Annotated in this window: 20 protein-coding genes; 16 read left to right on the top strand and 4 right to left on the bottom strand. The window is 71.6% G+C overall.

The window, feature by feature from the left end:
* The first annotated feature begins 20 nt into the window (after positions 1–20).
* Positions 21–842, top strand: coding sequence for a SagB/ThcOx family dehydrogenase (locus tag WME95_RS38960; RefSeq protein WP_437904396.1), 822 nt, complete (start codon positions 21–23; stop codon positions 840–842).
* Here WME95_RS38960 and WME95_RS38955 read toward each other — a convergent pair whose 3' ends face one another.
* Positions 843–1,736, bottom strand: a complete 894-nt coding sequence (locus WME95_RS38955; protein ID WP_437904395.1) for an SDR family oxidoreductase — start codon at positions 1,734–1,736, stop codon at positions 843–845. It abuts the gene before it with no gap.
* A gap of 90 nt (positions 1,737–1,826) precedes the next feature.
* Here WME95_RS38955 and WME95_RS38950 point away from each other — a divergent pair, with 90 nt between their 5' ends.
* The 7 genes from WME95_RS38950 to WME95_RS38920 all read left to right on the top strand — a co-directional run bounded on the left by WME95_RS38950 (position 1,827) and on the right by WME95_RS38920 (position 10,216).
* Positions 1,827–2,747 (top strand): LysR substrate-binding domain-containing protein, encoded by a 921-nt coding sequence (locus WME95_RS38950; RefSeq protein ID WP_437904394.1) that lies wholly within the window; start codon positions 1,827–1,829, stop codon positions 2,745–2,747.
* Between the two features lie 186 nt (positions 2,748–2,933).
* The gene (locus WME95_RS38945) at positions 2,934–4,067 is read left to right on the top strand and encodes a PAS domain-containing protein (protein ID WP_437904392.1); all 1,134 of its coding nucleotides are present in this window, start codon (positions 2,934–2,936) and stop codon (positions 4,065–4,067) included.
* 311 nt (positions 4,068–4,378) lie between these two features.
* Positions 4,379–5,023 (top strand): DUF2267 domain-containing protein, encoded by a 645-nt coding sequence (locus WME95_RS38940; protein ID WP_437904390.1) that lies wholly within the window; start codon positions 4,379–4,381, stop codon positions 5,021–5,023.
* Positions 5,024–5,273: 250 nt separating this feature from the next.
* Complete coding sequence (locus WME95_RS38935; protein WP_437904388.1) at positions 5,274–5,573, top strand: hypothetical protein; 300 nt, start codon at positions 5,274–5,276, stop codon at positions 5,571–5,573.
* A gap of 35 nt (positions 5,574–5,608) precedes the next feature.
* A complete protein-coding gene (locus WME95_RS38930; RefSeq protein ID WP_437904386.1) occupies positions 5,609–6,346 on the top strand; it encodes a phytanoyl-CoA dioxygenase family protein in 738 nt (245 codons plus the stop codon).
* 112 nt (positions 6,347–6,458) lie between these two features.
* Entirely contained in the window at positions 6,459–9,209 is a 2,751-nt protein-coding gene (locus WME95_RS38925) for a hypothetical protein (RefSeq protein ID WP_437904384.1), read from the top strand.
* A 134-nt stretch (positions 9,210–9,343) separates the two neighbouring features.
* A complete protein-coding gene (locus tag WME95_RS38920; protein WP_437544997.1) occupies positions 9,344–10,216 on the top strand; it encodes a DNA-formamidopyrimidine glycosylase family protein in 873 nt (290 codons plus the stop codon).
* Between the two features lie 13 nt (positions 10,217–10,229).
* Here WME95_RS38920 and WME95_RS38915 read toward each other — a convergent pair whose 3' ends face one another.
* On the bottom strand, positions 10,230–12,266 hold the full coding sequence (locus WME95_RS38915) for a hypothetical protein (protein ID WP_437904382.1): 2,037 nt from the start codon (positions 12,264–12,266) through the stop codon (positions 10,230–10,232).
* 422 nt (positions 12,267–12,688) lie between these two features.
* Here WME95_RS38915 and WME95_RS38910 point away from each other — a divergent pair, with 422 nt between their 5' ends.
* Both WME95_RS38910 and WME95_RS38905 read left to right on the top strand, forming a co-directional pair.
* Positions 12,689–12,979 (top strand): hypothetical protein, encoded by a 291-nt coding sequence (locus WME95_RS38910; RefSeq protein ID WP_437904380.1) that lies wholly within the window; start codon positions 12,689–12,691, stop codon positions 12,977–12,979.
* 65 nt (positions 12,980–13,044) lie between these two features.
* The gene (locus WME95_RS38905; RefSeq protein ID WP_437904378.1) at positions 13,045–13,551 is read left to right on the top strand and encodes a LamG domain-containing protein; all 507 of its coding nucleotides are present in this window, start codon (positions 13,045–13,047) and stop codon (positions 13,549–13,551) included.
* Positions 13,552–13,733: 182 nt separating this feature from the next.
* Here the strand turns inward: WME95_RS38905 and WME95_RS38900 are convergent, their stop codons facing one another.
* Positions 13,734–14,135, bottom strand: coding sequence for a hypothetical protein (locus tag WME95_RS38900; RefSeq protein WP_437904376.1), 402 nt, complete (start codon positions 14,133–14,135; stop codon positions 13,734–13,736).
* 873 nt (positions 14,136–15,008) lie between these two features.
* On the opposite strand from WME95_RS38900, the gene WME95_RS38895 reads away from it, so the two are divergent.
* From WME95_RS38895 to WME95_RS38885, 3 genes are all read left to right on the top strand, one after another.
* On the top strand, positions 15,009–18,971 hold the full coding sequence (locus WME95_RS38895) for a serine/threonine-protein kinase (protein WP_437904374.1): 3,963 nt from the start codon (positions 15,009–15,011) through the stop codon (positions 18,969–18,971).
* A gap of 273 nt (positions 18,972–19,244) precedes the next feature.
* Positions 19,245–20,045, top strand: coding sequence for a hypothetical protein (locus WME95_RS38890; protein WP_437904372.1), 801 nt, complete (start codon positions 19,245–19,247; stop codon positions 20,043–20,045).
* A gap of 122 nt (positions 20,046–20,167) precedes the next feature.
* Complete coding sequence (locus WME95_RS38885; RefSeq protein ID WP_437904370.1) at positions 20,168–21,070, top strand: LysR family transcriptional regulator; 903 nt, start codon at positions 20,168–20,170, stop codon at positions 21,068–21,070.
* Here the strand turns inward: WME95_RS38885 and WME95_RS38880 are convergent.
* Complete coding sequence (locus tag WME95_RS38880) at positions 21,051–21,368, bottom strand: putative quinol monooxygenase (protein WP_437904368.1); 318 nt, start codon at positions 21,366–21,368, stop codon at positions 21,051–21,053. The two genes, WME95_RS38885 and WME95_RS38880, sit on opposite strands and share 20 nt — an antisense overlap.
* Positions 21,369–21,606: 238 nt before the next feature.
* Here WME95_RS38880 and WME95_RS38875 point away from each other — a divergent pair, with 238 nt between their 5' ends.
* From WME95_RS38875 to WME95_RS38865, 3 genes are all read left to right on the top strand, one after another.
* Positions 21,607–22,545 (top strand): hypothetical protein, encoded by a 939-nt coding sequence (locus WME95_RS38875; protein ID WP_437904366.1) that lies wholly within the window; start codon positions 21,607–21,609, stop codon positions 22,543–22,545.
* A gap of 554 nt (positions 22,546–23,099) precedes the next feature.
* Positions 23,100–23,339: an MbtH family protein gene (locus WME95_RS38870; RefSeq protein WP_437904365.1), complete on the top strand. Its 240-nt coding sequence runs from the start codon at positions 23,100–23,102 to the stop codon at positions 23,337–23,339.
* A gap of 270 nt (positions 23,340–23,609) precedes the next feature.
* Positions 23,610–24,164, top strand: a complete 555-nt coding sequence (locus tag WME95_RS38865) for a hypothetical protein (RefSeq protein WP_437904363.1) — start codon at positions 23,610–23,612, stop codon at positions 24,162–24,164.
* Positions 24,165–24,192 lie beyond the last annotated feature (28 nt).

Genomic DNA, 24,192 nt, shown 5'->3' with positions numbered 1-24,192 from the left:
ACCTGGGGGACATGATGAAATTGAGTCAAGCCGATGCGGTCACGGTCAATGTCGCGGAGCTGGTCTATGGAGACCAGGTGGAGCTCGATGATCCGGCGGAGACATACCATGAGGCTTCCAAGCTCCATCCGGGCATCCTTGGCGAGGAGGCCTCTGGTAGGGCGCTCCTGGAGACGAGCGCGCAGCTCCAGCGCTCGACGGCGAGGTCGACCAAGCGGTACGTGCTCGGCGAGGCGATTCGACTGCCAGGACCGGCGCTGCCCGATGTGGGCCTGACCGCGCTCCTGCGGGAGCGCAGATCGATCCGCCAGTTCAGCGGCGCGCGCATCGACCTGCAGGCGCTCTCGAGCCTCGTGTACGCCGGGTACGGCATCACCCACACGGTCCCCGCGAGCCCGATGACGATGCGGACCGTCCCTTCAGGAGGCGCGCTTTACCCCCTGGATCTCTACTGCGCCGTCCTCGGGGTCGACGGGGTTGCCTGTGGCGTGTACCACTACGACCCCTTCGAGCACGCCCTGGAACAGGTGCGGGCTGGCGACTGCCGGGAGGAGATAGGCGGCTCCATGGTCGCTCCCGGGATCGTGATGGGCGCGAGCGTTGTCCTGCTGATCGCGGCGATGTTCAGGCGAAACCGGTTCAAGTATGGCCTCCGAGGGTACCGGTTCGCGCTGATCGAGGCCGGGCATCTGGCGCAGAACGTGCTGCTGGCCTCCCAGTCGCTTCAGCTCGGCGGCGTTCCGCTGGGCGGCTACTATGACCGCGGCATCGACGATCTCCTCGGCATGGATGGGGTGAACGAGTCTGTCGTCTACACGCTCGCCATCGGTGTGCCCGCCTGATCAGGCGTCGACCGGCGCGAGCAGCGCTGCCCGGTGGCGTGAAACGTAGCTCCGCACGTCCTCCGCGGGCTTGCCGGTGAGCTCCTCCACCGCCCTCGTCGCCACATCGAGCGTTCCGCGGGCGATCGCCTCGTCGAAGGAGGCGAGCAGCCCGGCGATCGCCGCGGGCATCCCGGCCTTCTGCATGCCTTGCTCCAGCACATCACGCGGCACGGGGACGTACTGGATCGACTTGCCTGTGACGGTCGAGGCGATCTGCGCGAGCTCGCGCTGGGACACGGCCGCCGGCCCGGTGATATCGAGCACGCGCTTGCCGTCGAAATCGGCCGCCAGGGCCGCGGCCGCGGCGCGGGCGCAGTCCTCGCGCGTGACATACCCGGCCTTGCCGTCGCCGGCCGCAGCGACCAGCTGGCCCGTCGCCAGCGCGCGCCGCAGCGAGGGCACGAGGAAGTCCGTATAGAGGTTGTTGCGCAGGACGGTCGCGCCGAGCCCGCTCTCCGCGAGGGTGTCCTCGGTGGCCTGGTGGTCGGGCGCGATCGTGATCGGCGAGCCTGGCCCGGGGTTGGTCAGCGACGTGTAGACAACGTGCCGCACGCCCGCCTTCACCGCGGCCTCGAGCGCGCTCCGGTGCTGCGCGATGCGCCGGCCCGGGCGGTCCAGCGCGTCGGTGCTGATGAGCAAGAGGCGCGCCGCGCCGGCGAACGCCTCCGCGAGCGACGCGGGAGCATCGAAGTCTGCGCGCCGCACCTCGACGCCGCGGGCGCGGAGCTCGCCGAGCTTCTCCGGGTGCCGGGTCGTGACGATGAGCGGCCCGGCGCCCTGCGCCAGCAAGAGATCGACGACGCGCCGCCCGAGCTGGCCGTTCGCGCCGGTGACGAGGAGAGGCTGAGACATGGTGAGAGCTCCTTGTGACGAGGTGGAGCGGATGTTTGCCTCTGTCTCGAATCTGGTGCAACACGCAGAAACTGGCTACTGTGTGCCGGAATGGGAACAATGGATCTGAACCACCTCTCCGTCTTCGCGGCGGTCGCCGAGACGGCGAGCTTCACGGAGGCGGCGCGCCGGCTGGGGGTGCCCAAGTCGACGGTCAGCCGGGGCGTCGCGTCGCTGGAGGCGTCGCTCGGCGTGCGGCTCTTGCAGCGGACGACGCGCAGCGTGGCGCTGACGACGGCCGGGCACGCGCTGGTGGACCGCCTCGGCTCGCGGCTCAAGGCGCTGACGGAGGCGATCGAGGGCCTCCCGGAGCTCGAGGACGAGCCGTCGGGCACGCTGCGCCTCACCGCGACGGCGGACTTCGCCACCGAGGTGCTGGCGGAGATCCTCGCCGCCTTCTGCCGCCGCTACCCGCGCATCACGGTCGACATGCACCTGTCGACGCAGCCCGTGGATCTGGTGAAAGAGGGGTACGACGCTGCGTTCCGGTTCCTCGCGAAGCAGCCGCGAGACTCGACGCTGGTCGCGCGCAAGGTGGGCGAGCTGCACCTGCAATTCTACGCCTCGCCCGCGTACCTGGCCGCGCGGGGGACGCCGAGGACGCTGGAGGATCTCGCGGGGCACGATGGCGTGTCGCTCATCAAGACGAGCCCGTTCGGGCGAGACGAGGTGTCGCGCGCCCGCGCGCAGCTCCGCGTCCGGTGGCTCGTGAACGACGGGTTCTTCGCGCGCGAGGTGGTGCGCAACGGCGGCGGGATCGGCCTGCTCCCGACCTTCCTCGTCCAGCAGGACGTGCTGGCCGGAGCGCTCGTCCGCGTGCTCCCGCGCTGGACGGCGCCGACGGGCGGGGTCTTTCTCGTGTTCCCGAGCGGCCAGCACTTGCCGAGGAAGACCGTCGCGCTGCGCGATCACGTGGTCGAGGCGCTGCGGGTGCAGCTCAAGGCGCGCGCGGGCCGCGCCGGTGAGGGCTAACGCTGCATCGGGGTGTCGCGAACATTACACGCGTGTTGGACCCACGGCAGCGCCGCGACGAGATGGGATCCGCGCCTCCCCGCGGGCGCCCCTTAAGGCTTGATTTGCCGGCAGGTCGTGAGGTTAGGTTGCGCAGCCGAGGCCGCCGGCGCATCGCGGGCGGGGCACCTGAACATGAGCGCACACGTGGACACTCTCGCGCGATCGCCGCTCGCGGTGGTCGAATACGGGCTGGATCTGGCGATCACGGCGTGGAACGAGAGCGCCGCGCGACAGCTCGGGTTCTCGAGGCAGGAGGTGATGGGTCGATCCATCGTCGAGCTGCTCCCTGTCCCCGAGGACGCGGGGTTGTGGCGGCGGCTGCTCGACGAGGACAGCGGGGAGCAGCGCCTGCGTCACACCCGGAGGGACGGGCGCGACGTGGCCGTCGTGTGGGTTCATCACCGCGTGCTCGATGCGCGGGGCGAGGCGGTTGGCGTGATGTGCATCGGCCGCGATGTGACGGCCGAGATCGAGGCGTCCAGGCGTCAGGCGGAGCACCAGCACATCCTCCGTGCCCTCGTCGAGAACCTCGATGTCGTCGTCTGGGCCTGCGATGCCAGCGGCGTGTTCACCTACTACGACGGCAAGGCGCTCGCGGCGGCCGGCATGAAGCCAGGACAGCTCGTGGGGCTGAACAATTTCGACATCTACAAGGAGCACCAGACCGGGGGGTTGCGCAGGGCGCTTCGAGGGGAGCCGATGCACAACGTCATGGAAGCGGACGGAAAGCCCATCGAGAACTGGTTCGTCCCGGTCCGGGGGGAGGGGGGCGAGGTGGACTCGGTGGTCGGCATCACGCTCGATCTCACCGAGGCACGGCGCGCGGAGAGGGAGCTCCGGGAGCGGCTGGCGATCATCGAGCGTCAGCAGCAGGTCATCCGCCAGCTCTCGACACCCATCCTGCAGGTCTGGAAGGGCGTGCTGGCGCTCCCGATGATCGGCGTGGTCGACAGCGCGAGGACGGCGGAGGTGATGGACAGCCTGCTCCAGGCGGTGGTGCGCACCGGGGCCCGCTATGCGCTGCTGGACCTGACCGGGGTCGAGGCCGTGGACACGAAGACCGCGAGCTACCTCGTCGATCTCGTCCGCGCGATCCGGCTCCTCGGCGCGGAGGGCATCGTCACCGGGATCCGGCCGAGCGTCGCCCAGACGATCGTCTCGCTCGGGATCGATCTTGCCGAGATCACGACGCTTTCCGACCTCCAGGCGGGTCTGAAGCATTGCATCGGGCTCACGCTGCGCGAGGCGACCCGAGGCGGGGGCCCCGACCCAGGTTGAGGTCGGGCGCCCCGACTCAGGTTGGGGTTGAGGTCGCCGGTTGGGGGGGCGCCGACCCAGGTTGAGGTCGGGGTCGGCGACCCCGGGGTCGCCGACCCAGGTTAGGGTGGGACGACCGACCCAGGTTGAGGTCGCCGGCCACCCAGGTTGGGGTGGGACGACCGACCCAGGTTGAGGTCGCCGAGGTTGGGGTGGGACGACCGACCCAGGTTGAGGTCGCCGCAGGTTAACGTTACCGGCCGGACCCTCCTCCCCCGGGCACGCGCCTGGCACGGGCCTCGCAAAGGATCGTCTCCGGAAGGAGGCCCCTCATGGATTACGACCGCTTCGTCGAGGAGGTGCAGCGCCGCGCCGGCTTCGAGGGCCGCGATGAGGCCGAGCGTGCGATCGCAGTGACAGCACGGACGCTCGGCGAGCGGCTGCTCGTGGAGGAGGCGGCCGCGGTCGCCGGTGGGCTGCCGGGTCCGGTCGCCGCCGTGGTGCGCGGCGCCACGTACCAGGGCGACTTCGATCGCGACGAGCTCTACGACCGCATCGCCCGCCGCGAGGGCGCGCCGCGCGGCTTTGGCATGGAGCACGCCCAGGCCGTGTGCCAGGTCATCGGCGAGGCGCTGCCCGAGGCCGAGCGCGTGCGGCTCCAGCGGCACCTGCCCGACTGGGCGGACCTCTTCGCGCCGCGCTCGGCTGGCGCACCCCCGCCGCGGCCGGCGCACGCCGCGTCTCCGCCCGAGACCGGCCAGGGCTCGACGCTCGCAACGGGCCGGCCTGGAAGCCGCCACCCCTTGAGCGAGGCGCGCCCCGAGACGGCCCATGCGCAGTCGGTCGCCCGATCGGATGATCCCCACGCGGATACCAAGCTATCGAGCAGCCCGGGGCTGACGCAGGAGCGCCTCCGAGAGACGCTGGCTGACGGGCGCCCCGGCCCCGAGCACCCCGTCAGCGAGACGCAGCGCTGAGGCCCTCGTGGCGCGTGGACGGCCCCACCCGGCGCGAGGGCCCCTGGCGCCTGCTTGACAGCGGCCGTGCTCCCGCGAACACTTCGTCTCACGGGCTGCTCCGAGCCCGGCTCCTCGCTCGCCGCCGGCACGGCTCCGCGAGGGGCGAAGAGGGCGCTGCCCTTCGGCGGTCTTCGCTCGTGATGCTGCCGCTCTTCCGTCGGTGCCGGCCGACAAGGACCGATCTCGGCAGATCACCTGGACAGGGCCGATGGGGAACCGCCACCACCACAAGAAGCTGCGCGCCGACGTCCGCGCCAGGATGGCCCGGACCGGCGAGAGCTACCAGAAGGCGCTCGCGCAGATCCTCGACGAGCGTTCCACGCCGAAGGCGGCGCGAAGCATCGATCTCGTGCCGATCGATTACTTCGGCGCGCCGGCCGCGCTCGCGACCTTCGAGATCGCGGGGCGGCTCGCGTGTCTCGTCGTCTCGAGCCGCCACCGCCCGCGGCCGTTCCCTCAAAGCCCCCTCGTCGCCCTGGCGATGCGTGGGCCTCGGGCCATCCATTGAGTGATCTCCGCGATCCCCCGTGTCGCGAGGTCAAGATGAGCACGTCAACGAGAGATCGAATCGACGCCTTTCGCGCGCAAGGCTTCTTCATCATGCGCGCTTTCCTCGACATCGCCGAGCGCGCCGAGCTCCGCCGCGCGTGCGACGCCGCGCTCCTCCGCACACGAGCGCTCTCCCGGGAGACGGGTCACTCGACCCCCAGGATCTCGCTCCTCACGGACGGCGCGACCTGCTTTCAGGACGATCCTTGCGCGCTGGAGCTCATCTCCGCGTTCGTCGGCTCCCGGCGTGTCTGCGAGCTGCTCGCCGGCCTCTCGCGTGCGGGAGCGGGAGAAGGAGAGGAAGACGTCCCGCGCCTGAAGGACGCGCATTACTACCACGAGCAGACGAGGCGCGACTGGGACGGGGACTGGCACCGAGACAGCCAGTTCGGCCAATCCGATCCAGAAATCGAGCGCGCGATCATCGCGACGACGACATCGGTCCACTTCAGGGTGGCGCTGGAAGACGACGATCGGCTCGAGATCGTCCCCGGCTCCCACGCCCGCTGGGACACCCCGGACGAGCTCCGGATCCGCAGGGGCGCCGACCGGACCACGCCGGACATGCCGAACGCCGCGCGCGTCGTCTTGCGCGCCGGAGACGCGTGTATCTTCCACGCGTGGTCGATTCACCGAGCAACTTACCTTCGGGCTCCTCCACGTCGCACGATCGACGCCCTCTACACCTTCGCTCGTCCGACCGTGCGTCGGTGGGCGCCGCCGGCGATCTGAGGTGCGGCGAGCGCCGCCGCGGCCTCCGCGCGCGTGACCGGCGCGCGATCGGCGAGCAGGCACCCGGCGAGCTTACAGCAGCCGCGCGCGAGGTCGCCTATCCTTGCCGCCCATGGCGCCCCGCCTGCCCCTGCTCCACCGCCTCGCCGGCGGGCTGGAGACCCGCCCCGTCAAGGCCGCGATCTCGCTCCTGATCCTCGTCTCGGTCCTGCCCATCCAGGGCCTCGACGAGCAGCTCCGCCCGTATTTCCTGGCGATCTTCGGCGTCGAGCTCCTCTTCCGGGCCGTCCTCCTCCACCAGCGCGGGGACGGGCGATCGCGCCTCGACGTGCTCCTCTTCGCCTTCGACATCATCGCCTGGGTCAGCTTCCTGCCGCTCGAGCGGATCCTCGACGCGCACGCCGCCCACGCCCTCCCCATGCTGCGGCTCTCGCGGCTCTTCCTGCTCCTGCGCTTCACGCGCGAGATCGCGATCGACCTCTACGCGATCATGACGCGGCGCGAGCTGCTCGAGCAGTTCGGGCTCGTCACGCTCGCCGTCTGGGGGCTCGCGTTCGGCTCCTCCGTGCTGCTCAGCCACCTCGCGATCACGCACGACTACGATGGCCGCGGCCCGACCCCGGACACCGACTTCATCGACCGGATCTGGTGGTCTTTCCGGCAGATCGAGAGCGCCGACAACCTCGTCGAGAACCTCCGGGTCCACCCCGTCGTGGCCGTCGTCTCGCTCGGCCTCACCATGGTGGGCGTCTTCATCACGTCGTTCATCATCGGCATCGGCGCCAACGTGGTCGACCAGGTCGTGCGCGCGGCGCGGCGGCGGCCGGTCCGCTACGCGGGGCACGCGCTCGTGATCGGCCCGGTGCACGAGGCCGAGATGCTGGTGCAGGAGTTCGTCCGGCTGTACGAGCGCCACCGCGCGCTCCGGAGCATCCGGCTCGCCGAGCTCTGGCTGTGGCTCATCCGCCGCGGGCCCCCGCCGACCCGCCACGCCCTGCCGCGGATGGCGCTCCTCGGCACCGAGGACGACCCGCCCGCCTACCTCTACGCGCCGGGGATGCGCTGGGTGAGCTACCGCCAGGGGGACAGCGCGCAGCCGGAGGCGCTCGAGCTCGTGGGCGCGGCCGAGGCGAAGCGGGCGTTGATCCTCGCGCGGCCCGACGCGGGGCCCGACGCCGACGCCCTGACGGCGATGACGCTCTCCTCGTTCCGGACGCAGAACCCGCACGGCCACGTGTTCGTCGAGGTGCAGGAGAGCAAGAACCGCGATCTCATCCAGGAGGTGGGCGGGCCCGGGACACATCCGCTCGACATGCAGCGGTTCCTCGGCTTCTTCCTCTGCCAGCACCTGCTCACGCCGGGCGTGGAGTCCCTCTACACCGACCTCATGACCGCGGACGGCTCCGAGTTCTACACGCACATCTTCCTGGGCGAGGAGGCGGCCGGAGCCGTCGGCAAGCTCGGCAAGGCGCCGGAGCACGAGCTCTCGTTCTCGGACATGGCGCGCGCCGCCTGCGAGAAGCAGGTGATCCTCGCGGGGGTGTTCCTCGGGGACGAGGCGGCGGTGCCGAAGCGCGAGGAGGGCAAGCTCGTGTCGGTCGAGGGGCTCGTGCCGTGGCTGAATCCGCTGCTCGATCCGCCCGAGGGGTCGCCCGCGTGGGCCCTCGGCGCGCGGGCGGGCCGGGTGCCGGCGCAGCGGCTCAGGGGGCTCATCGGCGTATCGGCGACGTATGCGCCGCTCCTGGACTACGGGCGAGAGCTCTACAGGGGGCGGGGGATCGAGCGCGCCGCGGCGCCGGACGGCGCGACGGCCGCGCACGCGTGGGCGGCGAAGCTCTCGCTGCACCTCGGCGAGATCGAGCGGGTGCTGATCGTCGGGTACAGCGCCGCGCTGCCCTCGCTGCTGCACGCGCTCGCGCGGTTCGTGCCGGGCGTCGAGGTGACGCTGGTCCTCGGGGAGCGCGGGGACGAGCGGATGCCGCTCCCCGATCGGCTCGCCTCGCTCGGCGTGACGCCCGGCCCGGGCGGCGCGCCGCCGGGCTCGGACGGGGCGATGCTCTCGCTCCCGCGCGGGGGCAGCGCGACGGTGTACACGCAGCACGGGCACGACCTCGCCTCGCTCGCGGTCCGCTGCGTGGCGCGCGGCGCGCCGCTCTCCGCGGCGGTGTTCCTGAGCGAGCCCGAGGGGCTCGATCGCGACGCCCGCACGGCGATGCGGGTCATCCGCTTCGCGCGGGCGCTGGCGAGCCGGGAGCTCGCGCACGGCAGGGCGCTGCACGTGCTCGCGGAGTTCTCCTCGGTGGCGAAGGGCGAGCACGTCCGGAGCCTCCTCGCCCCCGACAAGTGCGGCCTGGCCGTGCGGGTCAGCCTCGTCAGCACCGAGCGCATCAAGAACTATTTCATGGTCCACAGCGCCTTCGTGCCGGGAGTAACGGCTCTTTACGATGAGCTCCTCGGCGAGGGCGGGCAGGACCTCGTCCGCATCGAGGCGCCGCCGCCCGACGAGGCGGGGCAGGCGGGCGGCGAGCTCCGCTTCGACGACATCCGGTCGGCGCTCGAGCCCCGGGGCGCCATCCCCATCGCGCTGGAGCTCGAGGAGCCGAAGGAGGACCAGCCCGGCGGCGCGAGCCCCGTCGCGCAGCGGGGCTCGCGCCGGGGCGCGAGCCATGTCGCGCCGCCGGGCGAGCGCAGGGTCGTGCACCTGAACCCGCCGCCGGAGAAGGCCTTCAAGACGGCGCTCATCCGCGTCGTGTACGCGCTCGCACGGCGCCAGGATCTCGTGATCCAGGGGGCGCAGCGGCCGAGGCGGGGCGATGCCGGCGAGGCCGCGCTCGGCGAGGAGTCCCCGCGGATCAGCGCGTGATCAGCGCGTAATCAGCGGGTAATCAGCGGGTAATCAGCGGGTAATCAGCGCGTAATCGGCGCGCCGCCGCGCCTCTTTTTCGCGCCTCGCCCGAAGTCGCGCGATCTTCGTGGCGAGATCTGTATCCTGGAGGCGTGCCCGAGCGCCCGGACCTGGAGTACGTCGTTCCGATCCTCGCGCGCGAGCTCGCGGGCGCGGCCGTGGCCGCGGCGCGGGCCGAGAACTCGGTGGTGCTGCACGTCCTGCTCCCGGAGCGCCTCGACGCGCTCTTGCCGGGCGCGGAGATCCGGCGCGTGGCGCGGCGGGCGCACGCCGTGGTCTTCGAGCTCGACGGGGCGCGCGCGTTCGATCTCGTGATCTCCCCGATGCTGGCAGGGCGGTTCTCGATCACGCGGCCAGGAGAGACGCGGATTCCGACCGATCTCGCCTTCTCGCTGACCCTCGGGGACGGCCGCGAGCTCAGGGTCCGAGACGACGTGCAGATGAGCAAGGTCCACGTGCTCGCGCGGGGCGATTTCGACAGGATCCCCGGGCTCCAGCGCGTCGGCCTCGACGTCCTCGATCCCCGGGTGTTCACGCAGGAGGCGTTCCGCGCCGCCGCGCGCGGGCGGCGCGACCTCGCCAAGGATTTCCTGATGGACGGGACGGCGCTCGACTCCATGGGAGACTCGTACGCCGACGAGGTGCTCTTCGAGGCAAGGATCCACCCGAAGGCGACGGTCCAGAGCCTCTCCGAGGAGGAGACCGACCGCCTGCACGTGGCGATCGCCCGTGTCCTCGGCGACGCGACCCGGACGATCGCCCGGCGCGCGCCGGCGCTGGACGAGCGGCTGCGCGACTTCCTCAAGGTCCGCGGGCGCCCGGGCCAGCCGTGCCCGCGCTGCGGCGACAAGCTCCGTCGCGCGAGCGTCCACGGGCACGACGCGATCTTCTGCCCGGCCTGCCAGCCGGAGGCGCGGAGGAGCGCAGCGGGGGATCCGCGCCGCGCCCGGCGGGAGCCGGGCTGAGGCGAGGCCGGCGTCACAGCGCTTCCGGCAGCGGCTCCGGCGGCGCGAGCCCCGCGCTCTTCGCCCTGCACGGGACGCTCACGCCCTGACAGCCGCACTGGTTCTGGCCGCCGTCGGTGATCTTGCCCGCCGTGCCGCTCTCCGTCTCGACGTTGAGATCGATGAAGTTGCACTCGATGGTGCTGCGCGCGAGCGCCACCGAGGCGCCGAAGCTCGCGACGGCGGCGCCGTCGCTCGCCTCGATGCGCACGCCGGTCAACGTGGCCTCCGAGTCGCCGGGGTCCTTGACGATCGTGACGCCGTTTCCCTGGAGCCCATCGGCTGAGCTCCGCGTGCCGCGGACCGTGGTCTCCTCCAGGGTGGCCACGGATCCGAAGAGGGCGAGCCCCGAATCGACGCTCTCCTCGACGAGCGACGACCGGATCACGAGGCCGCTCCGCCCGTCCGGCGCGTCGAGCGCGTGGACCTCGATCCCCCGGCCGAAACGCCCGTCCGACGCCTGCGGGAGCGTGCGGCGGACCGCGACCCGCTCCAGCGTCGCGTCGGCGCCCTCGATGAAGACACCCGCGGTGCGGCTCCCCTCGACAACGGAGCCGCGCGCCGTGACGTCGCCGCGCAGCGGGCCCCGGGAGGCCACCGCGAGCCCGACGCCGTGCTTCCCGTCCGCGTCGCGCGGCAGGGTGTCGCGCACGAGCACGCCGTCGAGCGAGGCGTCGGAGCTCAGGATCGCGACGCCCACGTAGCGGCTCTGCTCGACGACCACGCGTTGCAGGGTCGCCTCGGAGCGCAGGCCCTCCTCGAGGTCGGCGGCGATGTAGATGCCCCACCCCGTCGCCAGCTTGTCCGGGTAAGGCCGCGTGTCGCGCACGACCGTATCCTCGACGACGGCGGACGAGCCCTGGACCCAGATCCCCGCCTCCTCGTTGGCCTCGAGGACGCTGCGCCTCAAGGTCACCTGGCTCGGCTGGCCCCGGCTGTTCCGGATGGCCAGCACGCCCATCCCGGCGGCGTTGGTGTCGATTCCGGTGCTGTCGCGGATCACGCTGTCCTCGACGAGCGCCTCGGAGGCGATCAGGTACACGCCGGTTCCGTGGCTCTGCTCGACGATGGATGCGCGTATCGTGATCGGGGCGGCCGTGTTGCCCTCTCCCCTGTTCGCGCCGACGCCCGTCCCGTCGACCTCGCCGGACTCGAGGGTTCCTCGCACGACGGACGACTCGAGGGCGAGCTCGGCGCCCGCGCTGTGCACGCCGACCCGATGGGCCCCTTCGACGAGCGAGCCACGGACGGTGAGCGCCGCCGGGCCTTGCTCGTTGTCCACCTTGATGCCCTGGGCGCCCGCGCCGGCCACCCAGACCTCGTCGATCACGACGCCGCTCGAGCCCGAGACCAGGATACCTTGCCCCGCGCTGCGGATCGCGACGCCCCGTATCTCGGCCGCGTCGGCGCCCGCGCCGACTTCGATGGCCGCTGCGGTGTCCGGCCCCGCCCCGGCGATCTCGACGAGCGCCGGGCACCTCCCCCACAGCCGTACTGGCTTGTCGACGATCACGTCCTCTGGATACGTACCCGCGGCGATCGCGACGACCGCGCCGGGCGCGGCCGCGCGGAGGCCCTCGCCGACGGTCGTCCACGGCCTCTCCGGCGTGCCATCGGAGTCGCCCCCTGGATAGGCGCCGTCGACGTGTTGTGTCCCCTCGTCCAGGGCGATGTCGCCCCATGGCGCCTCACCGCACGGCGCGACCTCGCGACAGGCGGTCTCCCCCGGCACGGCCATCGTCCCCGCAGGGCAGGGGGCATCCGGCAGGACAGGCGCGCACGCTCGGTCGCCCGGCGTGAAGCCGGCGCCGCAGGCCTCGGGCGGGATGCCCGCGGGCTCGCACCCAGAATCGGTGGTGCGCTCGCCGGCCGCGCACCCCGGCGCGGCCGCCCCTCCTCCTCCGCCGCCGTCAGGCGTCGCGTCCGGCCGAGGTGGGGGGGCCTCCCTGTCGCAGCCAGCCAGGAGCCACGTCGCCGTGAGCAGCAGGAGCGGAGCCCCGTGTCGGTCCATGAATCCGTCCATGAACCGGAGCACGACGTCGAGCAACAGTCTACTTGTCGTCCACCACCGTAAAAAAACGCCGGCCCGTCCGCGCTCACGGTCTTCTCTTTGCTCGAACGCGACCCAGGAGACGCGGAGGGTTCACAGGAGAGAGCAGCGAGCGACCGCCATGCACTCCGCGCCTCTTCTTCTGCGCCTCTGTGGTGCATTTTTCTTCTCACTGCATCGTCGCGTGGCGCGCCGGCGCGAGTCGAGCCTCCGTGCGAGGCACGGTGACAGGGAGCGGCGTTCTGAGCTACGCTGAGCGCCCCGTAGGAAACGCAGCATGCTTTGTAAATCTTATCACTCTGCACATCGCCTGGCCGGCGTCGCCGTGCTTCTTCTGTCGCTGCCTGGCTGCGCCCTCGACACGAGAGGCACAGGCGGGTCAGGTGAATCCGAAGCTCAACCCGGAGGACCTGGCGGCGATCCCGCTGGAGAACCCGGCGGAGCCATCGCCGGACAGCCTGACGGCGCTCCCGTCGAAGAGCCGGGCGGCGCTCCCGTCGAAGAGCCTGGCGGCGGGCCGGCGGAAGAACCCGGCGGAACGCCGACGGAAGAACCCGGCGGCGATCCGGTCGAAGAGCCCGGCGGGGATCCGGTCGAAGAACCCGGCGGCGCTCAGGTCGAAGAGCCTGGCGGCGCTCCCAAGCCGCTGTGCGGGGCGGCAGCTCCATCGCTGATCGCGTGCTTCGCGTTCGAGGGGAACCCCGACGACGCCTCGCAGCATCACTTCACGCCCGAGCGGGTGCGCAGCCTGCACTACGCGCCTGGCCGGGCCGGGCAGGCGCTCTCGGTGAAGATGGGGAGCAAACTCTACTTCCGTCACGACGCCGCATGGACCGCCTCCGCGATGACCATCGATGTCTGGATCAACCCCGCCTCTCTCCCCGAGAAGCGGCGATACACCGTGATCGACAGCGGCGGGAAGCCTTCGCTCTTCCTGATGCCGGGCGGACAGATCCGCTGCACCATGGGCGTCGAGCGGAACGTGGCTTACCCCATCGTTCCCGGGCAGTGGACGCACGTCGCCTGTCTCTCTGATGGCCAGACGCAGAGCCTCTACGTGAACGGCGTCGAGGTCGACCGGAGCCCCTCTGGCCCGGTGATCGCCTCCGGCGAACAGCCCGTCCACATCGGCTCGGACGAGCCCTCGGGGGAAGACGAGTTCAACGGGCTGCTCGACAGCCTCCGCATCTTCGGCCGGACGCTCACGCCCCAGGAGATCTGCGCGGCTGCCGGCGGCGGCTGCTGATCTGCGCCGTCCGGCGCGCACCCGACGGGGGCTCTGGCCCGCGGGCCGGCTTCATGGCCGGCGCCGCTCAGCGGCAGGCGAGCCCCGGCGTGACCGGCCAGGGCTGCCGCAAGAAGGCGCGCTCTCGGCGCGCGCAAGGAAGAGTGGAGGGAGGGAAGAGGGCTAAAGAGGAGAGAAGCGCCTCAGAAAGCGGCGTCGCGGAGCTTCTCTTTGTACTCCGCCTTGTACAGATCGTGGCAGGTCTTGCAGCTCGCTTTGGCACCGTCGATGTCGCCCTTCTTGGCCTTCTCGATGCCGTCGTTCGAGATCGCGACCCACTTGTCCATACCCTTCGGCGGCCTCGCCGCCACGTACTTCAGCGCCTCCGCGATCTTCGCGCCGTCGCCGCTCGTGGTCGCCGACTGCATCACCGTCTTCATCCAGCCCTGCATCGGACAGGCCTTCTGTCCTTTTGCACCGCAGCCGAAATCCTTCTTCTCGGCGACGGATGCGGGGAGGTCCGCGGTCCCGCCAGCGGCCCACGCGGCTCCAGCAAAGCCAATGCCGACGGTCATCAACACGGCACTCATCAGCTTCTTGCTCATCGACATCCGACGTCTCCTGTGGGTAAGGGCAAGCGCAGCGAGAGACATTGCAGCTCCGCGGGTGGATGTCAACAGCCACCTTGGTCGCCGAGCCAGCTCGCGAACGCCACCCAGGCGGAGACGGCGTCGGGGCACAAGATCTTCATCACAAACGCCGCCGAGGCGAAGATAACGTCAGGAGAGAAAAACTTCATTCATGATGTCCGCCCAGCGCCGTCTCCGTCCTCGCTCGCACCGCGCGGACGTCCTGACACCACGCCGCGGGCGGAGGTGCCGGGCCGCCGGCGAGCGCGCCTCGGGGCCGCCCTCTGGATGCGCGCCGCCTCCTTGCCGCTCGAGCGCCCACCCTGGGCGCCGTGGGCGGCGTCTCGCGTTCGTCGATGGCGCAGGCGAGGTCTCCTCGCCGGCGCGATGACGAGGTCCGCGATGCGCCAGACCGACCCATCGACAGGACGCGACTACGTAGCTTATTGACAGGGCGCGATGCGCCCTTGGATGCCTTTCAGATGCCTTGAACCGAGCCCGCAGAACACGGCACCCGGGGCGCCCTCTCCGGCGCCGGAGCCGTTCCCCCATCACGGGCGCCCTCGTCGTCGACGATTTACCCGCGCTCGGCGCACCACCCGGACGGCCTGCGCACACGCACGTATCCGTCGAGAACCTTCGTTCGCGCCGGCGGGCGGCCAGCGCGTGCGCGGAGCCGGTCCTCCCCGAGCGCCCCGGCGTGTTCTTCGTGAGACTCCAGCCCTGACGCGCCGCATCGCGCGTTCGATCCGGTCGCGACCGCCGTGGAGGTGAGTCGCCATACCATCCCGGGCCTGTATCCAGACCAGGAGGGGGGCGCGCGTGATATCGCTGGATTCACGGCCGTTGATGCGCGTCGGAGAGATCGTCGACGAGCGGTTCCAGATCGAGGGCCTCGCGGGCTCGGGCGGGATGGGGCACGTCTACCGGGCGCGCGACCGGCGAAGCGGCGACACGGTGGCTCTCAAGGTGCTTCGCCGCGCCGACAAGGGTGAGCTCAGCCGCTTCTCCTGCGAGGTGGAGGCGCTCTCGGCGCTGCGCGTCCCCGGCGTCGTCCGGTACATCGCCCACGGCGTCGCGGCGGGCGGCAAGCCGTATCTGGTGATGGAGTGGCTCGCCGGGGAGACGCTCGCCGAGCGCATCGCGCGGCGAGGGCTCACCCCCGCCGAGAGCGTCGACGTCGTCGCGCGGATCGCGGAGACGCTCGGCGCCCTCCACGGGCAGGGCGTCGTGCACCGCGACCTCAAGCCGAGCAACCTGGTCCTCGTCGAGGGGCGGCTCGATCGCGCGATGGTGCTCGACTTCGGGATCGCGCGCTTCCGGATCGACCAGCAGCTCACCCTGCCGGGCACCGTCCTCGGGACCCCGGAGTACATGGCGCCCGAGCAGGCGCGCGGCGAGCGGCGCGTCGACGCCCGCGCCGACGTGTTCGCGCTCGGCTGCGTGCTCTTCAAGTGCCTCACCGGGCGCGCCGCCTTCCAGGGCGCCGGGGCGCTCGCCGTGATGGTCAAGGTGCTGCTCGACGAGCCGCCGCGCCTCCGCGAGGTCCGCCCGGACTTGCCGGACGACCTCGACGCCCTCGTCACCAGGATGCTCGCGAAGCAGCCAGACGGGCGCCCCCGCGACGGCGCGGCCGTCGCCGAGGAGCTCCGCGCGATCGACCTCAGCCGCGCCGGCGCGGCGGATGGCGCCTACCCTGCCGCGCTGGCGCCCGTCCTGGAGCTCACGAGCAGCGAGCGGCGCGTCACGTGCCTCGTGCTCGCGCACGAGCGCTCGGCGCCCGAGGAGGTGACGCGCTCGCAGGAGGAGGAGCACGCGCGGGCGACGGGCCGCGCCGACGAGCTCTACGCGCTCGCCGAGCGCTACCAGGGCCAGATCGAGCTCATCGACGCGAGATCGCCGCTGCTCGTGCTGACGAGCGCCGAGGCGGCCACCGATCTCGCCGCGCAGGCCGCGCGCTGCGCGCTGTCGCTGCGCGCATTGCTCGGGGGCGCGCAGGTCTCGCTCGTGACCGGCCGGGCCGAGCTGACGTCGCGCATCCCGATGGGCGAGCTCATCGACCGGGCGGTCCAGCTCCTGCCGTCGCGCGGCGAGCCGGGCGCGGTCGCCGCGGTGCGCATCGACGAGGTGACGGCGGGGCTGCTGGGCGGCCGGTTCGAGACGAGCTCCGAGGGCGGCGCGCGCTTCCTCCACGGGGCGCGGGACGACCTCAAGGTGACGCTGGCGCCGGCGCTGCTCGGCAAGCCGGTGGCGTGCTTCGGGCGGGAGCGGGAGCTCGCGGTGCTGACCGCGGAGCTCGATCGGAGCATCGAGGAGTCGACCTCCGGCGCGCTGCTGGTGGTCGCGGCGGCCGGCATGGGCAAATCGCGGCTGCGGCAGGAGTTCCTCGAGACGGTGTCGGCGCGCAACGCGCGAGCGGCCGACCGCGCGCGCGGCGGGGGCGGCGCCGACCTGGCGGACGGCGCTCCCGTGGAGGTGTGGGTCGGGCAGGGGGACCCGATGAGCTCGGGCTCGGCGTTCGGGCTGCTGTCGCGCGCGCTGCGGGGCGCGATGGGCATCGTCGACGGCGAGCCGCTGGAGGAGCGGCGGCGCAAGGTGAGGGCGCGGGTCGAGCGGCACCCGGAGCTCGACGTCGGGCGCGTCAGCGCCTTCCTTGGCGAGCTCCTGGGCGCGCCGTTCCCGGACGACGACATCCGGGTCGGCGCGGCGCGGCGCAACCGGCAGCTGATGGGCGATCAGCTGCGGCTGTCGTGGGAGGAGTTCATCCGGGCCGAGTGCGCGAGGCAGCCCGTGCTGCTGATCCTCGAGGACCTGCAGTGGGGCGACCTGCCCACCCTGACGATGGTGGAGGCGGCGCTCCGGAGCCTGCGGGATCTGCCGTTCCTGGTGCTGGGGCTGGCCCGACCCGAGGTGCACGAGGCCTTTCCGGGGCTGTCTCAGGGGCGCTTCGGCAACCAGATGATGCTGCCGCCGCTCACGCGCCGGGCGAGCGAGCGGCTGGTGCGCGCCGCGCTGGGCGACGACGCGCGCGCGGAGCTCGTGGCCACGCTGGTGGACCGGGCGGACGGCAACCCGTTCTACCTGGAGGAGCAGGTCCGGGCGGTGGCGGCCGGCCACGGCGCGGACCTGCCGGAGACGGTGCTGGCGATGGTGCAGGCGCGCATCGAGGCGCTCGACGCCGAGGCGCGGCGCGTGCTGCGGGCCGCGAGCGTGTTCGGCCAGGCGTTCTGGCCGAGCGCGGTGAGCGCGCTGCTCGGGGGCGCGGTGGTGACGCGCTGGCTCTCGGAGCTGGAGCGCCGCGAGGTGGTCCACCGGCGCGGCCCCGGGCGGCTGCGGGGAGAGGTCGAGTACCGCTTCCGGCACGCGCTGGTGCGCGAGGCGGCGTACGGGATGCTGACGGAGGCCGACCGGCGGCTGGGCCACGCGCTGGCGGGCGCCTGGCTGGAGGGCGCGGGCGAGCCCGACGCGATGGCGCTCGCGGAGCACTTCGAGCGCGGCGCCGTGCCCGCGCGGGCCGCGGCGGCGTACCTGCGCGCGGCGCAGCACGCCCTGGAGGGCAACGATCTCGGCGCCGCGATCGCGCGGGCGGAGCGCGGGCTCGAGTGCGCGCCGGAGTCCGCGGTGGTGGGGGCGCTCCGGCTGGTCCAGGCCGAGGCGCACATATGGCGGGGCGACCTCGCGCTGGCCGAGGAGCGGGGGACGGACGCGGCGCGGCACCTCGCGCCCGGCTCGGCGCCGTGGTTCGCGGCCGTCACGCAGGCCGTCGCGGCCGCGAGCAAGCTGGGCGGCTTCGACCGCGTGGAGCGGTGGATGGGCGCGGCGGTCGTCGCGCCCGCGCTGGAGGGCGCGGGCAGCGCGAGGAGCACGTGCCTCTGCGCGGGCGCGGCGACGCTGGCCTTCGCCGGCCGCCCTGCCGTCGTGGACGCGCTCATCGCGGCGGTGGAGCGCGCGCTGCGCGACGGGTCTGCGACGGGCGCGGAGGTGGTCGCGGGCCTCCACAACGCGCGCGCTTTCCGCGCCATGAGCGAGGGCGATCCCAGCGCCTGCGTCACCGGCCTGGAGGCCGCGCTGGCCGCGTTCGAGCAGGTCGGCGACCGGCGCAACGCGTGCATCACCCGCGGGAACCTGGGCTATTCCTACGGGGAGCTCGGCGATCTCGGCGGCGCCGAGGCGGCGCTCAGCTCCGTGGTGGAGGCCGCCGATCGGATGGGCCTCTACGAGGTGGTGGCGGCCGCGCAGGCCAGCCTCGGGCAGGTCCTTGCCTACCTCGGCAGGCTCGCGGAGGCGCGGGCCGTCGCGGAGGCGGCCCTCGCCTCGAGCCAGCGGTTAGGCGACCCGCGGGCCGAGGTGGTGTCGCGCTCGTACCTCGCGAAGATCGCCCTGCTCGCCGGCGATTTCGCGGGCGCGGAGCGCGAGGCGCGCCTCGCCGAGACGCTGGAGAGCGCGTCGCCGTTCCGCGTCACGGCCATGGCGATCCGCGCCCGGGCGCTGATCGGGCTGGGGCGCGCCGCCGAGGCGCTCGCGGCCGCCGGCGAGGCCCTGGCAGCGCTCGAGTCGCTCGGCGGGATCGAGGAGGGCGAGTCGATGATCCGCCTGGTCCACGCGGAGGCATTCTCCGCGGTCGGCGATGAGGCCAGCGCCGCCGCCGCGATCTCCGCTGCGCGCGACAAGCTGCTCGACCGGGCGGAGAGCGTCCGTGACCCCGAGTGGCGCAGGCGCTTTCTCTCACACGTTCCGGACAACGCCCGCACCCTGGAGCTCGCAGCGCAGTGGGTCGGAGCTGTCGGAGCTGGGCGGAACTGTCAGAGCTGAACGTGATTAAATGTGGCTGAGCGTCGCTGAACGTGGCTGAACGTTGCTGTCCCACGGCGGAATCCGCGGAGGACGTGCAATTAAATAGCTGACAGTCGAAGTGGTTTGCCGTACCCTGGTCATTGACGTGGAGAGTTCCCGGCCGTCGTTGTGTTGAGCGACGCGCCGGAGGGCGTGCTGCGATCGGGGAGCGTGGGCGCTCCCCTTGGCTCGCTACCGAGGTCTCATCACGTGAAAACCAGTGCTGTACTTGGGTGCGCAGGCATCCTTCTCGTGGCTACCGGCTGCGTCGCGCCCGAGCAGGCGCTCGAAGCGGGGGATGAAACAGAGGAGCTCAGCTCGACCGCTGACGCGCTCGCGAGCGGCAACGCGCTGAGCTTCAATGCGCTGAGCTTCAATGCGCTGAGCTTCAATGCGCTGAGCTTCAATGCGCTCAGCCACGCCGCGCTGAGCAGGGACGCGGCCTCCGCGCTGAAAGATCCCAGCGAGAGGGGCGATCTCTTCCGCACGCTCGTGAAGTACACGGTCAGCTGCGCGCTCAAGGAGTCGCAGTCGTTCCGGTTCTCCTGGACCGACCGCGCGGGCGCGACCCACAAGGAGGTCTATCCCGGACACCTCGGCCTCGCGCCCCGGTGGGACCGGCGCCCGCTCGACGATGAGGGCAAGCGCATGGTCTCCGCGTGCCTCGCCGCCCACACGAACCGTTATGAAGTCTCGGTCAGCATCTCGATGCGCTCCCGACAGAACCCGCTGCATCACGAGGTCGGGTGCGACGAGCTCGACGATTACCCTCATGTCGAAGGGGCCTTCTGGGGGAACCTCTTCACGGAGACGCCGTACCTGCGCGCCTGTTACAACCCGGCGAACGTCGATGTCGCGCGCGCGGCGAAGCGCGACTGCGCCGCCGGCCGCCTCGACGCCGACGGCGATCTCGAGGGCTGCGGGATGATCGAGATCGTCGGGCGTTGCAAGGAGTCCTGCGGCAAGCTCAACCGCTCCGGGGAGTATTACAAGGAATGCGATGATCCGGAGTTCGGCGAGACGCGCTATGTGATCACCACCGCGCTGCGGTGACCCTTGCCCTCCCGCGGAGGGGGGCCGCCGGTCGTCTTCTCCCTCGGCAGCCATGATCGGAGCCGAGCGAACGCGCCGCCCTCCCTGGCGCGGGCGGCGTCGCCGGGCGAAGATGCGCGGCCATGGAGATGCATCAGGTCCGGTATTTCCTTGCGGTGACCGAGACCCGCAGCTTCACGCGCGCGGCCGAGCGGTGCGCGGTCTCGCAGCCCGCGCTCACGGCCGCCATCAAGAAGCTCGAGGAGGAGCTCGGCGGGCCGCTCGTCCTGCGCGAGCGCGGCGGCGCCAAGCTCACGGCGCTGGGGCAGCGCGTGCTGCCGCGGCTCCAGCGGCTGCGGGACGAGATGCAGGCCGTCCAGGTGATCGCGGACAACCACCGGCGGCTCAAGCAGGTGCCGCTCCGTGTGGGCATCCTCTGCACCATCGGGCCCGCGCGGCTCGCGGGCTCGCTGGCGGCGTTCCGCGCGGAGGCGCCGGGGGTGGAGCTGGAGATCGCGGTGGCCGTGCAGGGTGAGCTCCTGCGGCGGCTGGAGGAGGCCGAGGTCGACGTCATCGTCTCGAACCTCGGCGACGCTGTCCCGGACTGGTGCGTTGTGGCGCCCCTCTACGAGGAGCGCTACGTCGTGGTCCTCCCGCCCGGCCACCACCTGGCCGGGCGCGAGGGCCTGCGGCTCGAGGATCTGGACGGCGAGCCCTACCTCGATCGGCTCGCCTGCGAGATGCGCGAGCAGGTGACGGGCGTGTGCGCCGCGCGGCGCGTGGACCTGTACGCGGCGTACCGGACCGATCGGGAGGACTGGGTCCAGAGCCTGGTCCACGCGGGGCTGGGTTTTGCTTTCATGCCCGAGCACTCGGTGCTCCTGACGGGCGCTTCTCAGCGCCCGCTCGTCGATCCGGCCCTCCGTCGCACCGTCGCGCTGGTGCGCTCGGGCGATCGCACGCCGGCGCCGGGCTTGCAGCTCTTCTGGGACGCGCTGCTCTCGCGCGCTGCCCGGGCGCGGCCGGTCAACCCTTCGCGGCGATGATGTCCACGTGCTCGATGACGGGCGGCGCGGCGAGCAGCTCCGGCGCCTTGGCCATGAGCGCTGCGGCGATGCGGCCCGCGAGGTGCTCCTTGCGCCCCACCTCGTCCGCGAAGGTATCGAAGATACCGAACGTCGACGTCCCGATGCGCAGCGCGAACCAGTGAATCGTCCGCGGCTCCTCGGCGGCGAGGCCGACGGCGGAGCGGAGGAGCGCCTCGACCTCGGCCTCCTTGCCGGGCTTGGCCTCGATGCGGGCCAGGAGGGAGAGCGTCACGGCGGTCGGGGAAGCAGCGGTCATGAGATCCTCCTCTTCGGCGGCGCACGGCGCGCCGCGCTTCGGTGAAGAGAGTTGTAACGATCGGCGTCCGGCCGACCATTCGATGTTCTGGATGGATCCATCAGCGCCGTGGATGGGCGCTTCACCGGAGGGATGGCCGCGACCCTCCGCCATGGCGGCGCCACCCCCTGAGGTGGAGCGCCCCTCGGGTCCTCCCGTGTTTTCGCGCCGGCATGGGGTGTGCTCGAGGCCGAGCGTCATGCCGACGCTCGAGCACAACGCCCTCGTCGAGATGTTCCGCGAGCACCCCGAGCTCGCGCCCCACTGGCTCGCGACGCTCTTCCACCTCGATGTGCCGCCACACACCTCGGCCGGGGTCGTCGAATCGTCGCTCGACCAGCTCATCCCGGTGGAGTTCCGCGCTGACCTGGTGCTCGAGCTTCGAGACGCGAGCGGCGCGCTGGTGCTTGCGATCGTCATCGAGGTCCAGCGCGACATGGATCCGGACAAGAAGTTCTCGTGGCCGACGTACGTCACGGTCGTGCGTGCCAAGAAGCGCTGCGGCACGGTCGTCCTCGTGATCGCACCGGACGCCGGCGTGGCCGCCTGGGCGGCGGAGAACATCGATCTGGGCCTGGGCCTCGGCCATGTCGAGCCGCTGGTGCTCGGTCCGGCGGTCGTCCCCCAGATCACCGACCCGGCCGAGGCGGAGAAGGATGCCGAGCTGGCCGTGCTCTCGGCGGTGGCGCACGGCAATGGGCCGAACGGGCTCACCGTGCTCAAGGCCGCGCTCGTTGCGCTTGGCCGGCTCGACCAGGAGCACGCGATGGTCTATTTTCAGGTCATCTGGAGCGGGTTGCGTGAGCCCATGCGGCGGGCTCTGGAGGCGTTGGTCATGGAACGGCAGATCGAAGACGAGGCGAGGTTTCCGTTCGTGCGGGAGCTGATGGATCGCAGCAAGCTCGCGGGCCTACGTGAGGGCGAGCTCAAGGGCCTACGTGAGGGCGAGCTCAAGGGCCTACGCGAGGGCGAGCTCAAGGGCAAGAGGGACACGCTGCTGCGGCTGCTTGCGCGTGCAGGGATCGCGCTGACCGCCAACGAGAGCGCGCGTATCCACGCATGCGCGGACATCGCGATCCTCGATCGCTGGATCGATAACGTCCTCGGGGCGAAGACTGCGACCGACGTGCTCTCCTGACTGGCGCGCCGATGGCGAAGACAGGCGAGGAGATCCTCTCGCTCCAGCGCGTCACCGTGGAGGCGGGCACCTGCTATTGGCTCGCCGTGGACCCGAGGAAGGCGAGCCCGTTCGACCGCGGGTAGCTCGTCCTCGGCGAGATCACAGCGACGCTCGACCGGCTGTTCGACGATGGCGTCGAGGACGAGAGCGACGCGAGGCTCGCCAAGCTCGGACAGGCCCACGGGGTGACCCGCCGTTCGCCACCCGCCTTCCCCCGCCGCGCCCACCCTTCCCGCTCCGACCTGCTGCGATGCCCCCACGACACTACATGAGCTGAGGCTCCTTGCCTGTTCCCGCGGCGTGAGTCGCCGATCGATGGTGGAGCGGATCCATGGGCCATCGGTCTCGCTGGCGTGATGTCGTGACACGGGCATCGATCCCGGCGTGATGCCGTCTCGGGCGGAGACGGCCTGATCCTGCGATCCGTGCTCGGAGATTCCGGCTCGACGGCGCGGGGACCGAGGTTATGGTGCGACCCCGCAGCGCAATCGGGCCGACCCGCGGAGGGGAAGATGAACCAGGAAGAGCGGCAGGACGCAGCCACCTATCGCGTCGTCGTCGATCACGAGAAGCAGTACACCGTCTTCCCTGTCGAGCGCGCGATCCCTAGCGGGTCGCGGGAGGCCGGCAAGCAGGGCTCGATCATGGAGTGCCTCGCTTACATCGAGCAGGCATGGGAGCGCCTGCGCGCCCCGGAGGAGGGATGCGCCCCGGCGGAGGTCGCCCGGGCGCGCGCGGAGTGGCTCTCCTGACGCCGCCATGAGGCGAGGATGGCGGCGATGACAGGGGCGACGTGGCCATGAAAGCGGAGTCCGCGCCGTCCGCCCGGTAGCCTGGTCAGGCTGGACCGGGCAGGCTGGATCAGGAGCACGCTGGCTGGACGGAGGTCCGTGCGCCATGGGGGCATGCCGAAGCGTGCCAACCTGGGCCAGAGGGGAACTCCCGCGCTCGACGCAGCTGCATGAAACAAGGCAAGGATCGCCGCGGAACGGCAATTGCTGAGGGCAGGCCCGGAGGAGCTGATGCGTCACATCTCTCTCGTCGGTATTGCCCTCGTTGTGCCCCTGTTCATCGGCTGTTCCTCGCACGTGGACCTCGACGCTGATAGTGCTTCAGCGAGTGGGTCCGGAGGCGCGCCGAGCGGGGGAGGCGGCGCGCCGAGCGGGGAAGGCGGCGCGCCGAGCGGGGAGACGATGGTTTCGCCCGGGTGCCCGAGCGAGGTGCTTGTCGAGTCGACAGCGTGTCCTGAGATCGGGAAGACCTGCACGTACACGACGGGCGATTGCGTCCTCGTGTTCGAATGCAAACCCAATGAAGGTGATCCCGACGATATCTATAACAGCTGCGCAGCGCGGCCGGCAGCCTGGCTCAAGACGGAGCAATCGGCGTGCGGTGGATGCTCCGGGGCCAACGCGAGCTGCGCTCCGTGCGAGGGCGCCAGCCCAGGCGAGCCGTGCGATGCTGTCGGCTATGCTTGCGAGGACGATTTCGGGGGCGGCAACTGCGGTGGGGCGATGCGCTGCAAGCAGGACAAGACATGGGCTGCATCAACGCTCTACCCCTGGTGCTGCATCTAGGGTACAAGCGCCGGGATCCCGCCCCGCA

Origin of the sequence: Sorangium sp. So ce327 (genome assembly GCF_051530205.1) — a bacterium.
In the GTDB taxonomy this organism is placed as follows: domain Bacteria; phylum Myxococcota_A; class Polyangia; order Polyangiales; family Polyangiaceae; genus Sorangium; species Sorangium cellulosum_B.
Note: the sequence above shows the minus strand (reverse complement) of the source record. Positions and strands in the feature narration are given on the sequence as shown.

Coding starts and splice junctions, on each gene's coding strand:
- WME95_RS38880 (WP_437904368.1), bottom strand. CDS start 21,368: ATGACCGCTGCTTCCCCGACCGCCGTGACGCTCTCCCTCCTGGCCCGC.
- WME95_RS38875 (WP_437904366.1), top strand. CDS start 21,607: ATGCCGACGCTCGAGCACAACGCCCTCGTCGAGATGTTCCGCGAGCAC.
- WME95_RS38940 (WP_437904390.1), top strand. CDS start 4,379: ATGGATTACGACCGCTTCGTCGAGGAGGTGCAGCGCCGCGCCGGCTTC.
- WME95_RS38915 (WP_437904382.1), bottom strand. CDS start 12,266: ATGGACCGACACGGGGCTCCGCTCCTGCTGCTCACGGCGACGTGGCTC.
- WME95_RS38895 (WP_437904374.1), top strand. CDS start 15,009: ATGCGCGTCGGAGAGATCGTCGACGAGCGGTTCCAGATCGAGGGCCTC.
- WME95_RS38950 (WP_437904394.1), top strand. CDS start 1,827: ATGGGAACAATGGATCTGAACCACCTCTCCGTCTTCGCGGCGGTCGCC.
- WME95_RS38900 (WP_437904376.1), bottom strand. CDS start 14,135: ATGAGCAAGAAGCTGATGAGTGCCGTGTTGATGACCGTCGGCATTGGC.
- WME95_RS38870 (WP_437904365.1), top strand. CDS start 23,100: ATGAACCAGGAAGAGCGGCAGGACGCAGCCACCTATCGCGTCGTCGTC.
- WME95_RS38865 (WP_437904363.1), top strand. CDS start 23,610: ATGCGTCACATCTCTCTCGTCGGTATTGCCCTCGTTGTGCCCCTGTTC.
- WME95_RS38955 (WP_437904395.1), bottom strand. CDS start 1,736: ATGTCTCAGCCTCTCCTCGTCACCGGCGCGAACGGCCAGCTCGGGCGG.
- WME95_RS38885 (WP_437904370.1), top strand. CDS start 20,168: ATGGAGATGCATCAGGTCCGGTATTTCCTTGCGGTGACCGAGACCCGC.
- WME95_RS38925 (WP_437904384.1), top strand. CDS start 6,459: ATGGCGCCCCGCCTGCCCCTGCTCCACCGCCTCGCCGGCGGGCTGGAG.
- WME95_RS38935 (WP_437904388.1), top strand. CDS start 5,274: ATGGGGAACCGCCACCACCACAAGAAGCTGCGCGCCGACGTCCGCGCC.
- WME95_RS38930 (WP_437904386.1), top strand. CDS start 5,609: ATGAGCACGTCAACGAGAGATCGAATCGACGCCTTTCGCGCGCAAGGC.